Below are 13,108 nucleotides of genomic sequence, written 5' to 3'. Positions count from 1 at the left end.
GATCGGGCACTCCAGAAGCCATTCTGACCTGATTTTTCCGGTTCGCGAAGAATCCGCGAATACGTATGAAGCCCGCACACAAGTATGGTGTCCGCGAATCGGGTGGTTTTACGGTGTGTCCGTGAAATGACGAGTTTCGCAGACTAAAACTGCGCGTGGCCTGTCTTGGATCAGTTTTGAAGCTGATTGAGCTCGACCACACCTGAACCCACTGACTCAAACGAAGACGTCCGTTTTTTTTCGCTCCTGTCCACAAATGAGTGATCCGTGACTAGTTTTGCCCCGTTACTAACAGAGGTGGAAGTGTGATGTGGTTTTTCAACCATGAATGTAGAATTCCTGTTTAAGTGCGCTCTTCGTCGGAGTAGCAGAGGCCCGGTTATTAAAAGCGTGAAGAATCCAACATGAACCATCCGTCCGATGCTGACTGGATTCGACTTGTCCGTAAGACCCGCAAGCGACCGTTGATGTTTGATCCCAAGGCCGTGCAGATGGCAGAAGGCACGAAGGTCCGCCCCAAACTGGAGCGTCTGGCGTTTATTATTGGTTGTGGTGTTTTTTTTGCGGGGCTTCTGTTTTTTATGACGGAATCCAAGGCGGCGACCCTCCTGCCCGGCGGGTTGGTTCTTTGGGCAGTGATTCACCAACTGTGCTTTCCCCGCAGCGTATTGATACCGACGGAAGCGGATGAGGTGATCGTTCGATATGGCTTCTTTCTGTTGCCGACGCGTCTTGTGCTGAACCGCCAAAGTGTTGTCGTCGATTACCAGGTGGGGGCCAAGACCAAGCTACATCGCACTTGGGGTGGATTTAAAATTGTTTTGTTGCGTCATGTTGAAACACAGGAGGTCGCCCATCTTGGCTACACTTTGAAAAGCGAGGACGCACTGCCGGTCTTTGATGCCTTGTCACGAATCCTGGCCGAGGGCAGCCACAACTACACTCAAGCCGTCATCACCCTGGCAGACGGCTCGCTGCTGCGAGTCGATCGCCTGGCGACGTGGGAAGTCGGCCCTAAGCGACGATACAAAAGCCGATTGTCTGTCATCGCCGAAAATGCAGTTGAAATCAAACGAAAGGCATTCAGCCGTGACCGTTCGATTGTTGACCGCGCTGCCGATGTCTATCCCGTTCGCATCGAAACAAATAATGAAGCGATCCGTATTATCTATTCAAATCACGACGAGAAATCCATTCCGTATGATGATTGCGTTGCTCTTCAGTTATGCAAAGAGGAGATCCCCGAACGCGCTACGCGTTATGAGATCAACCTGATCGAGGATTCCTTCATGGGAAATCGCATCAATCTCATGAGCTTCGATGTCCGGGCTCACGAACCCCCGGACCAACCACGACACGCTGCTGAGCAATTAGGCGAACTTCTGGATCTTGAAGTCGTGGACCATCTTTGATTTACTGAGCGTGTCAAAAATGGTTGATTTTATCGGGTCCGCCGATTGGTCTTCGGTCAGCCGTCTTCAGGTCGAGCCTGATTCCGATAAAAGGTCACTTTTTCTTCTTCCGGTCTGCTTTGAGCTTCGACCGCAACTCTACCTTGTCTGCCCATGCAAACCAGTCTTTGGTCATCTGTTTAACACGTTCAGGATGCTGCGCGGCGAGGTTATTGATCTCGCACCGATCGGCACTGATATCATACAGTTCCCACTCTTTGACCTGCGAATCCCAAACCAGTTTCCACGGTCCTTGTCGCAGTGCACGATTACCTGACCAGTACCAGGCTAGAGAATCGTGCAGTGATTTCTCTTCACCTTTTAAGAGTGCCAGCATGCTGGTGCCTTCGACGGGCAGAATGTCGTGTCCCTGGTAGGTTTTCGGATACTCGGTCTCGGCCATTTCCAGAAAGGTCGGCATCAGGTCAATAATGTGAGCCGGACTGCGATTGATACTCGCGGCAGGAATTTTGCCGGGCCACCAGGCGATGCAAGGCGTCGAGATGCCCCCTTCATGTACCCACGATTTATACCGCCGGAAAGGAGAATTCTGCGCCCAGCCCCAGGAAGGACCGACGGCCACATAGTCGTCTTTGGGACCAGGGTTTCGCTTGTTCGGATCACGTCCACCCGGCTCTTCACTGCAGCCTCCATTGTCGGAGAGAAACAAAACCAGGGTATTATCGAGTTGATTCGTTGCTTTCAAAGTGGCCATAATCCGACCAATATTTTGATCCATACTGTCAATCATCGCAGCATAAACGGCCATTCGCAGGTCTTCAAACTCATGATTTGCCGTCTCCCATGCGTAACTACGGCTGTCTCCTTCCGACAAAGACCAGTTCTCATCCGCCAAACCCATCTTTTGAATGCGTCTCCAGCGGTCTTTCCGCATCTGATTCCACCCCATTTTGAACTTTCCGACATACTTTGCGATGTCTTTGGGCTTCGCATGCAGCGGATAATGCGGGGCCGTGTAACAAAGATGGATGAAAAACGGTTTCTCATCTTTGCTGTAACGCTGAATCATATCGAGTGTGTGGTCGGTAAAGGCATCCGTTGTGTAGTAATCGTCTTTAAATTGGGTTACCGCTTTGTCGTCATGCCCAAAGCTCCGAATACCCGCTCGTTTGTAGGGAGGATCGGATATGGTCGGATCAAAGAAATTACAACAACCATCCAGCACACCGTAATACGAATCGAAGCCGCGAAAGAATGGATGTGTTGTTTTATCGTAACGATCAATCCAGCCACCGGGATACTTGCTCTTGGCGTAACCCTTTGTGCGCATTAAATGCCACTTGCCGCTGAGTCCCGTATGATAACCGGCGACCTTCATCGCTTCGCCGAGCGTCACCATATTTTGTCGCATATGGCCCCCCTTACCGAAACGAGGATAGAGGCCGGTCAGAATAGAAGCCCGCGTGGTCGTACATTTCGCGTTGTTATAAAACTGAGTGAACCTCATCCCTTCCCGCGCCAGTCGATTCAGATGGGGAGTCTCGACTTCGCCTCCGTAACAGCCGATATCGGAATAGCCCATATCATCACACATAATGAGAATAATATTCGGCTTTTCAGCGGCACTCAGATGCGTTCCAAACGAAAACAGAAAACAGAACGTACAAAAGAAAATCACAAATCTGGGGAGACGCGAGTTTGTCATGATGCTGCTTTACTAATGGGAGAGATCAGGAGATTCGATGAAGACATGGACTCTATTGTAAGCAGACATGAGACAGGACTCAACAAGTGAAAATCACTGTCAGGCCGGTTCTGAAGAAATGCAGGAAGATTCGAGTTACGAATTGATCTGGCTTTCCGCACTGGTTACAGTTTAAGGAACTCTATTTTAATTTCGTTACTAAATTCGCTTATCTCAATAAAGCCGCTCAGGGAGATCGATCATGAGTCAACCGCAACCGTCACAATCGCGTCGTGAATTTTTAAAAACGACAGCAGCCGGAACCACGGCCGCCTTATTCGGTGCTCCCGCCATTCATGCGGGCACAAAAACCGACTCGCGTATTGTGCTCGGTTCTGGCGACTATCAATATGAGGTTACCCACAACTGGGCGAAACTCCCTTCCCAATTAACCTGGCAGACCACGCACAATGTCGCCGTTGACAAAGACGGGTTTGTGTATGTCATCCATGAAGGCCGCGCCAATCAGAAAGAGCATCCGTCTATCTTTGTATTCGATCCGAAAGGAAACTATGTCCGCTCATTTGGCAAACAGTTTCAAGGCGGCGGCCACGGCCTCGAAGTTCGGCAGGAAGGCAATGACCAGTTTGTTTACGTTACCGGTTATAAACATCTAAGAACCATCGCTAAGCTTGATTTCAAAGGTGAGACCGTCTGGCAAAAGCACACTCCAATGGAATCAAAACTGTATGCGGAGATTACAGATCCAAATAAGTTCTGGAGCCGCACTTCATTCTTACCAACCAACTTTGCCTTTCACCGTGATGGTGGGTTTTATCTGGCCGACGGTTATGGAACTTACCATATCCACCGTTATGACAAAGACGGAAAATGGCTTTCTGCCTTCGGGGGACAAGGCAAAGAAGACGGTAAATTCAACCTGCCGCATGGCCTGTGGATTGATGACCGTGAAGGACGTGAGCCATCAGTGGTTGTAGCAGATCGGGCCAATGGCCGCCTGCAATGGTTCACGTTAGAGGGAAAGCATCTCAAAACGATGAACGATTTCATTCTGCCCGCGAATGTGGATGCCCACCAGGAACTCTTACTGGTCCCCGACTTAGCTTCGCGTATCACTCTGCTGGATGCTGACAATAAAGTTGTCGCTCATTTAGGACAGGACGCGGATTGGGCCAAAGCGATGAAAACCGCCAAGCCCCGCATGCGGGAAACACCACAGAAGTGGCAAGCCGGTCGGTTTGTGCATCCGCATGATGCCTGTTTTGATCAGGACGGAAATATTTTTGTCGCCGAATGGGTGGCTACGGGACGGATCACAAAACTGAAACGGCTTAGTTAAAACGGAATGCCAACGACAGCAGACACAGCTGCCGTCTTCTTAAATCCACCACACACTGAATCACACCTTTTGATAGAAACAGCATGATGAAATCACTCTCCTGGTTCACGATGGTTACTTTGGCTTTGACTTTATTCTGCCAATCAGTATTGGTGGCTGGTAACGATACGAAGTCACCTCAGATCAAATTGAGTCCCCAAACCAGGGCGCGGTGCCTGGAAGTATTGCGAGAGGCCATTCGCAGTGATGAGTTCTGGCCTTCCATGCATGCGGCGGAAGCGCTCACTCTGGCCGGTGAAGGGGCAGAAGTTCGTGAGTTGCTGGAACCCAAATTGAAGACAGAGAAAGATGACCAGCACCGTTGCGGGCTGGCACGAGAACTCGTACGTGCCGGCGATCGTTCCAAAGCTGCAATCATGTTTCAGATTCTCGCTGGCAAAGATCCTCACGGACACGTGCATGCCTGCGAATCGTTATACAAAGTCAATGAGCTGGGCGATGGAACCCTCATTCGTGAAGCGTTGAAGTCCGAAAACCCTCGTAAAGCGATGATGGCTGCCGCCCTGCTCTCGCGTTGGGGTAACCAGGATGCACTGCGTTTAGTACGAAAATTCCTGAATGATCCGGATATCAGCATCGCCAGCGTGGCCGCCTGGATTATTGCTCGCGTGGGAGACCAGCAGGATATCCCCGCACTCAAAGCAAACCTGAAACGGACCGATGATCCGTTTGTACGTGCTTATTTCGAAACGGCATTGGCCATGCATGGAGATCCGGAAGGGTTACAGGCCATTGAAAAGAATCTAGACAGCGAAAACCCCGCTGTCAAAACCTATTCCGCCATCTTTGCCGGTGAAGCGGGCGCCAGTCATTTGAAAGCAAAACTGATCAAACAGTTAAACGATGACAATCTGGACGCCAGAGTGCGGGCTGCCCAGGCGTTAATTGTCCTTGCGAAAACAGCTCCCCATCCGCGAGGAGAAGTTGTCGTCAATGAACTCTTCCCGTCATCGAAAAAGTATCCCCGTTACAGTGAAGGTTCGATATTGCCTTTGAATGACGGCAGTTTATTATACGCGACTACACAATTCATCGACAGTGGCTCTGACTTCGCCTCCGCGAGAATTATCAGCAAAATATCAACTGATGGAGGCAGAACCTGGAGCGAACCCCGCGTCTTGCAGGAAAACACGGGTAAGAAAAATGTCATGTCGGCCACACTACGTTACTTGAAGGGCCCCATGCATGAAAAACGCCCTATCGGACTGTTCTATCTCAAGAAAAATACATACTCTGATCTGAAAGCCTATTTAAAGATTTCTGAAGACAACGGAAAAACATTTGGGGAAGCAATCGAAATCACGGGACCTCCCGGTTATCACGTGATGAATAATGATCGTATCACAATCCTGTCTTCAGGCCGTTGGCTCGCTCCGGTCGCATCCACAGTTGATGTGCGTAATGTGAACCACTTCGTATGCACCTGCTTCATCTCTGATGATCAGGGAAAGACCTGGCGGCAATCGCAGGGAAACGTCGATTACGCAAAACGAGGCGCGATGGAACCAGAAGTTTGTGAATTAAAAAATGGTAACGTTCTGATGATTTTCCGTACGCAATCCGGTCACATCGGATCAAGTGTTTCCGAAGATGGAGGAGAGATCTGGGACAAGCCAGGTTCGTGGGGTGTACGGGCTCCCGAAGCACCAGCCACGCTACGTCGCATTCCCTCCACCGGTGATCTGATGCTGATCTGGAACGATCATTTTAAAGCAGGAGCAGGACACGGCGGCAAACGCACTCCCTTAACCGTCGCCATTAGCTCTGATGAAGGCAAAACCTGGAAATTCAAAAAGAACCTGGAGAACAACCCAGATCACGAATATTCGTATATCAGCCTCATGTTCCATCAGGGACGAGCCATCATGGGTTATTACGTCAGCTATGAAAAGAATGTGATTTCGTCGCGCTTCCGTTCCGTACCACTGGCCTGGTTTTATCAACCAGCGGATGACTGATTCAGAACCAATCAGCGCTTTCCGATGCAGTACAAAAACTCCTGACGTTTACCGTCGACCTCTTCAGAAACACGCATATAAATGCGACTGTCACAAAATGTGGGAGTCGCAAAGACTTCCGTTCCTAATTTATTCTCTCCCAATAATTCGAATTCTTTCGGATCGGCTTTGAAAATATACGTCTCACCCGCTTCATTGGTCACATAAATCCGATCTCCGACCAAAACGGGAGACGAACTGAAAGTTCCGCCTAATCGCGCCTTCCAGATTTGTTTACCTGTCTTAATGTCCCAGCAGATGGCAACGCCATTATCGGTGACAGAGTAAATGATGTCACCCTGCACCAACATGGAAGGCACATACATGCGATTGTTGTTCTCCCAGACGACGGTACCAGAACCATCGGCTTTGACGGCGGACATATGATTTTTGGGATAACCACCACTGGTCAAAATAAGATCGCCATTCGTCACGGTGGAAGTCACACATTCCGTTGTCGCCCCTTCGATCTCCCAGAGTTTTTTTCCCGTGAGTGGTTCAATGCCCGTTACCAAATCACAGCCCGTCATCAATACTTGATCTTTCCCCGCCACGTTCAGAATGATGGGCGAAGGATAGTTCGGCGTCTTGGGACGATCAATTTTCCAAACTACCGAACCATCTTTTCGTTTCAAAGCCGCTATCGCGCCGCCCCCTTTGTTATCTGCAGATACAATCACCAGTGAATCATAGATTGCGGGTGAGGAGCCGTATCCCTGATGAATGATATAGTCCGTGATTTTGGTCTGCCAGAGTAGCCTGCCATCCAGTGTCAGGGCCGTGGTATAAGCGGAGCCATCATTAACGAAATTAATGAAAAGCCGTTTGCCGTCACAGGCGACAGTCGAAGAAGCGTGTGTTGATTTTTTATTCCCTTTGGTACTGAAGCCCCCTTTGTGAATGACGGTTTGCCAGAGTTGTTTCCCTGTCGCACGGTCATAGCACAAGACAGACTGTGTTTCCTGCTTTTTATCTGCAGTCGCAAGATAAATTCGATTTCCGACGACCGTCGGAGAACTATAGCCGCGCCCGGGAATGGGTGACTTCCAGACGATGTTCTCTGTCTCACTCCATTTGAGTGGAGGATTCTGGTTCGCATAGGCAATGCCATTTCGCTGTGGGCCTCGCCACCAGGGCCAATCGGTTGCTTTAACATTAATCGGCTCGACAGAATCCTCTTTTTCTTCGCCCGCAGTGATGCAGATGGGATGGGAAATCAAAAACAACAGACTGAGACTGAGGAGTCGCTTCATCGGTGGGCTTTCTAACGGGTTGGCACTGTGTGGGGCATATGGGATCGCAAATCAGTAATCAATGAGCATTGCATTTTATTGTAAGCAGTTCGTGAGCAACCGCAAGCGCATTGGCAAATAGACTCTGCTCAATTCTGCAAAGCAGCAAATGATTGCCGGTCTGGGCTACTGCGGGTATGATGAATCTGCGATCACCTCTGAATTCAGTGGCACAACTTAAATAATAGATCGAGAACAAACCATGCCCTTACAAAAATCGTTTCTATTGATGCTGTCGATACCCTGGCTATTCACACACAATAATTTGCATGCTGCAGATCAAAAACCGCAGCAGTTGGATTTTCGCATTCAGTTAAGTACCGCCATCAAAGGCTATGATGGAAAAACCTGCTGGGTACATGCGCGAGCCGGAGCAATTCCCGTCGGAGCACCGGGCAACTCATCCTCTGATCCAATTGTGGTGATGACGATGCAAAAATTACTATTATCGGGCAGCGATATTTTTTATGCATTGAACTCAATGCGAACTGACAACCTGGGAAAAACCTGGCAGGGTCCCGTCGAGCAGAAAAACCTCAGCCGCCATAACCTCCCCGACGGTGGTGAAGTTGTTGTCTCTGATTTCTGGCCGCAATGGCACGCGAAATCGAAAACACTTCTGGGCATTGGTCATACCGTCCGCTACTACAACAATCGCATCGACCACAAGAAAAATATTCGTGTGACATCGTATGCCACTTACGATCCCAAAACGAATGTCTGGTCGAACTGGAAATCGCTCAAACTGCCAGACGGCCCCGAGTTTGCCAGTAGCGGCGCTGGCTCGGTGCAACGTTATGATTTACCCAATGGTGACATTCTGCTGCCGGTCTATTTCACGAAGCCTGGTAAAAAAGTCTCGGATGTGATGGTGATCCGTTGTCGCTTCGACGGTGAAACGTTGAAGTATGTCGAACACGGTAATGAATTATCGATCGATTTCGGACGGGGATTTGCCGAGCCATCAATCACAAAATTTGGTGACTGGTTTTACCTGACGTTGCGAAATGATAAATTTGCATACGTTACCTGCAGCATGGATGGGCTGCATTTCGCACCGCCGCAAAAGTGGACGTTCGAAGATGGTCAGGATCTGGGTAGTTATAATACACAGGCCCACTGGGTCACTCACGCAAACGGTTTATTTCTGGTCTATACCCGCAGAGGAGCAAAAAATGACCATGTCTTTCGAAACCGTGCTCCTCTTTTCATTGGCCAAGTGAATCCAGAAAAGATGGCCATCATCCGGAATTCGGAACGCATTTTGGTTCCTGAACGCGGAGCCCGTCTGGGCAACTTCGGAGTCGTTGATGTCAATGCGAATGAAACCTGGGTCATTGTCAGTGAGTGGATGCAAACCCATGGCCCTAATTACATCATGCCCGTTGATAACAAATACGGGGCAGACAACAGCGTGTATGTTTCGAAAATCTTGTGGAATCAGCCTCAGCCTGTGAAAGAAGAATGATCATCAACTTTGGTTAAAAATGCATGGGTGGCTTTTAAATTTCCTTGATCATCATTTTCAGATTGGTACCTTAGTAGTTGTTGAGGTTACCTCTCTGAATTTGCATTCCAAAATTTGATATTCCAGTTGGGACATCCATTCCCTGTATCCAACTGGTAGAACGGAAGCCCGATGATCATGATCCTCTACGTTGCTCTCGGCGTTATTTTAGGCTTTGTGATTTTAATTCTGCTCATCTGGTTTTGGATTAAATTCAAGCTCAGAAAATTTTCTTCGCATTTAGCAGAAGCACTCTCAAATATGGGAGGCGTGGGCGTTCCACCACTTCGTATTGAGTTGGAAAAAAATGATCAGCTCGAATGGACTGATTCAGCGAAGAAAAAATCAACGACGGAAGCACTGGAAAGCTTAGGGTATTGGGTTGCAGGATCATTCGACTCATATGCTCCTGTGCATGTCAAAATGCTGGGATTCAAAAACCCTGATTTACCGGGCTTCGCTTTAATCTATGAAGTCGATCAGGCAAACGCATTTTATCTGGATCTGGTTTGTGAAATGTCAGACGGAACACAGATCACGGTCAGTACGGCCCCCGATGATGGAATGGACCACCCTGAATTCAGCAAAATGATCAGAATGGATCATCTGAATCTCTCTGATGAAAGTCATGTCAATCAATTGCACAATCGGATGCTAGAAGAAATCGCCGGAAAAACCGTCGTCGACCATACGGATAAAAGCTTTGAAGAAGTATTCAAGAAATCCTGGGCGCGTACTATGGATTGGCGCATCGAGCGAGGAGGGATCACAACAGAAGAAGTCATGCGGGTTTCCGCCAAGGAAGGCCGCACAGACCTTTCAGACGAAGAGATTGAAATGGTGAAACAGCCCTGGAAACAAGAAATCAGTTACTTTATCGATGAACAGATTCGTAAGACTTATCTAAAAGAAACCAACATGTCAGGTGATGAATGGGAGGAGATGGTCGACCGGATCTTTATTGTACATGAACGGTCTGATGTTGAATCGATTATCTCTGAGCTAGCAGATACCATCTCCTACAGTGATGATTTCGATGAAGATGATGATCTTTATGAACGAACAGAGACTCAACTGAAATCGCTCTTCAATTCAGCGGACTCAATCATGGACGGATTCCATAGGGCATTAGATTTATTACCTGCAGATAAAAAATACTCACTACATGGTTCAACAAACCACCCCTGGAAAGGCGAGATTTATCTATCGCCCCCCTACGATGAAGACGAGGACGAAGACTACTAGCATGAAAGGTTCTTTTTAGTTCCGAGAACTTTCGAGTACTAAGAACCCTCTTGATAACGAAAGACCCCAAAGCATCAATAGCCCTTGATGTATCATTCTGTGTTGTTTAGGATCATTTATAGCAGTTTACACATTAGCAATGTCAACATGCGAGGAGATCCGCTATGAGTGATGTGAGCCGTCGGGGATTTTTGGGAGCGTCTCTTGTTTGGGCTGGAATGTCAGCGGTCGGACATACAGCCGTCTCTGCGAATGAAAAAGTCAACGTCGCACTCGTCGGTTGTGGCGGTCGCGGACGCGGGTTGGCTAAGTGGTTCTCCAGTTTGCCAGAAAGTCAACTTGTCGCCTTATGTGATCCGGATGAAAACCGATCTGGCCAGATGGCAGATCAGGTTGAAAAGTCTTCAGGCAAACGTCCCCGGCTCGTCGAAGATTTTCGTACTCTACTCGATGGAAACACCATTGATGCGATTGTGATCGCGACCCCCGATCATTGGCATACGCCGGCGGCGATCATGGCCTGTCAGGCGGGCAAAGATGTATATGTGGAAAAGCCCTGTTCGCATAATATTCATGAAGGTCGCCAATTGGTCAATGCAGCCCGCAAATATAAACGCGTTGTCCAGCATGGTACCAATTTACGAGCCACTCCCGTTTATGAAAAAGCGTGGAAGCAAATTCAGGATGGTGCCATCGGCAAAGTCATGATGGTCAAGGCCATCAATAACCAACGGCGCGCGCTCTATGCCCACCGCCCCGATGAGCCTGTTCCCCAAGGAGTGAACTACGACCTCTGGTTAGGTCCTGCGAAAAAACGCCCCTTTAATAGAAATCGCTTTCATACCTCATGGCATTGGACCTGGGACTTTGGCACCGGTGATATTGGAAATGACGGCGTACACCAGATTGATATTGGCCGCTGGGCTCTGAATTTAAAAGCACCGAATGCCGTCTCCTGCAGTGGTGCCAAGCTCGGCTCCAAAGGAGATGCACAGGAAACCCCCGACACCATGGTCGTCACCTGGGAATACGACGATCTGCTCTATGTCTACGAACAGCGTGATTTCACGCCGTACCGCATGCAGGCACATCGCCATGATAACGATAACATTTTCTACGGCGATAAAGGCTTTATGATGGTCGATCGATCCGGCTATCGAATCTTTTATAAGCATAAGCGCGGTCCCGCCTATGAGCAGAAATGGCAGGATACACCAACCCACTATCAAAACTTTATTGACTGTGTCAAAAGTCGTAAATCCGAAAACCTGTTAGCAGAAATTGAGGAAGGCCATTATTCTTCCATGCTCAGCCACCTCGGAAATATTTCGTATCGCACGGGGCGTCGGCTCGTATTTGATCCGAAAACGGAAACGTTCCCTGAAGACAAGGAAGCCAACCGCTATCTGATCCGTGATTATCGAGACGGTTTTGAGCTACCCCGAATTTGAACCTTTGAGTCAATAATGACAGCTAATCCCATTTCGTTTTAAGAGAAAGCAGTTTCATGGCAGACAAGGCAATCGTCGCCCTTCTCATCAATGACACATCCGCACATTTGGGCGCCTACTATCCGGCACTCGCTTCCTGCGAGGACGTCAGCGAAGTCATTCTCTGTGATCCCAGCCAGAAACATGTCGCAACGGCACGCAACAAACTGGGCGATAAATTAACCCGGGTTTATGACGATCCCCAAAAATTGTTTAAAAAAGAAAAGCCCGACATGGCTTTGATCACCATGGAAGCCATCCAGTCACCGGCGGCCATTGATCTCGCGCTAGAACATGGCTGTCCTGTGTTTGCTGAAAAGCCATCCTGCACGAACATCGAACAATTTGAAGCGTTGGTGCAAAAAGCAGACGGAAAACATCTCAATCTGATGCTGGCTTTAGCAAATCGTAATAATCCGGAAGTCAAAGCCGCGCGTCGTATGATCCGCAAAGGAACCTTCGGTAAGATTTATGGCATTGAACTCAACTTCATTGCCGATCAGACGAGATTGACAAGCAAAAGTTATCAGGCTGGCTGGTTTGCTCAAAAAAAGCGTGCTGGCGGCGGTCACCTCATCTGGCTGGGAATTCACTGGCTCGATCTGGGAATGTACATCACGGATTCAAAAATCACGGATGTGTGCGGTTTCATCACCAATGTCGGTGGACAGCCCATTGACGTCGAAGATTCCGCAGCACTCAGCCTGAAATTCGATAAAGGATTTTTAGGCACGATCACTTCCGGTTATTACACTAAACGGGGCAAGCAGTCGTTAATTAAAATCTGGGGTTCCAAAGGCTGGCTGGAAATGGATTATTCGACTGGCAAACATTTACAATGGTCTCTGAATGATGACAAACCCGGAACCATTCACAAGTTTGAAGGTCCCATTCAACCTCGGGGCTATACTCCCTGTGTGCATGCCGCAGTCAGGTCTGTACTGGAAAAGGAACCGCCCACGCTTACCAGCCACGACAGCTTACAGGTTCTCAGAACGATCTACGCCGCTTACAAAGCAGCCGAGACAGGACAAACGCAAAGCATTCCCGTCAATTGATTT

General features: G+C 48.8%; 9 protein-coding genes. 7 read left to right on the top strand and 2 right to left on the bottom strand.

Annotation, left to right across the window (positions count from 1 at the left end):
* Window positions 1-404 precede the first annotated feature (404 nt).
* Window positions 405-1,412: a hypothetical protein gene (locus V202x_RS20460; protein WP_145178717.1), complete on the top strand. Its 1,008-nt coding sequence runs from the start codon at window positions 405-407 to the stop codon at window positions 1,410-1,412.
* Window positions 1,413-1,506: 94 nt separating this feature from the next.
* Here the strand turns inward: V202x_RS20460 and V202x_RS20455 are convergent, their stop codons facing one another.
* Window positions 1,507-3,117 carry an arylsulfatase gene (locus V202x_RS20455; RefSeq protein WP_145178716.1) on the bottom strand — a complete coding sequence of 537 codons (1,611 nt, stop codon included), beginning with the start codon at window positions 3,115-3,117 and terminating at the stop codon, window positions 1,507-1,509.
* A gap of 241 nt (window positions 3,118-3,358) precedes the next feature.
* Between V202x_RS20455 and V202x_RS20450 the strand changes: the two genes are divergently transcribed.
* Together V202x_RS20450 and V202x_RS20445 are read left to right on the top strand one after the other, a co-directional pair.
* Window positions 3,359-4,456 carry a twin-arginine translocation signal domain-containing protein gene (locus V202x_RS20450; protein WP_145178715.1) on the top strand — a complete coding sequence of 366 codons (1,098 nt, stop codon included), beginning with the start codon at window positions 3,359-3,361 and terminating at the stop codon, window positions 4,454-4,456.
* A gap of 83 nt (window positions 4,457-4,539) precedes the next feature.
* Window positions 4,540-6,474 (top strand): exo-alpha-sialidase, encoded by a 1,935-nt coding sequence (locus tag V202x_RS20445; protein ID WP_232098597.1) that lies wholly within the window; start codon window positions 4,540-4,542, stop codon window positions 6,472-6,474.
* An 11-nt stretch (window positions 6,475-6,485) separates the two neighbouring features.
* Here V202x_RS20445 and V202x_RS20440 read toward each other — a convergent pair whose 3' ends face one another.
* Window positions 6,486-7,766: a PQQ-binding-like beta-propeller repeat protein gene (locus V202x_RS20440; RefSeq protein ID WP_145178714.1), complete on the bottom strand. Its 1,281-nt coding sequence runs from the start codon at window positions 7,764-7,766 to the stop codon at window positions 6,486-6,488.
* Window positions 7,767-8,007: 241 nt separating this feature from the next.
* Here V202x_RS20440 and V202x_RS20435 point away from each other — a divergent pair, with 241 nt between their 5' ends.
* From V202x_RS20435 to V202x_RS20420, 4 genes are all read left to right on the top strand, one after another.
* Window positions 8,008-9,273, top strand: coding sequence for an exo-alpha-sialidase (locus V202x_RS20435; protein ID WP_197993000.1), 1,266 nt, complete (start codon window positions 8,008-8,010; stop codon window positions 9,271-9,273).
* Between the two features lie 171 nt (window positions 9,274-9,444).
* Window positions 9,445-10,557, top strand: a complete 1,113-nt coding sequence (locus tag V202x_RS20430; RefSeq protein WP_145178713.1) for a hypothetical protein — start codon at window positions 9,445-9,447, stop codon at window positions 10,555-10,557.
* 164 nt (window positions 10,558-10,721) lie between these two features.
* Window positions 10,722-12,008: a Gfo/Idh/MocA family protein gene (locus tag V202x_RS20425; protein ID WP_145178712.1), complete on the top strand. Its 1,287-nt coding sequence runs from the start codon at window positions 10,722-10,724 to the stop codon at window positions 12,006-12,008.
* A gap of 56 nt (window positions 12,009-12,064) precedes the next feature.
* Window positions 12,065-13,105, top strand: a complete 1,041-nt coding sequence (locus tag V202x_RS20420) for a Gfo/Idh/MocA family protein (protein ID WP_145178711.1) — start codon at window positions 12,065-12,067, stop codon at window positions 13,103-13,105.
* Window positions 13,106-13,108 lie beyond the last annotated feature (3 nt).

The organism is Gimesia aquarii (assembly GCF_007748175.1).
Classification (GTDB): Bacteria; Planctomycetota; Planctomycetia; order Planctomycetales; family Planctomycetaceae; genus Gimesia; species Gimesia aquarii_A.
This window is presented reverse-complemented; position numbering and strand designations above follow the sequence as displayed.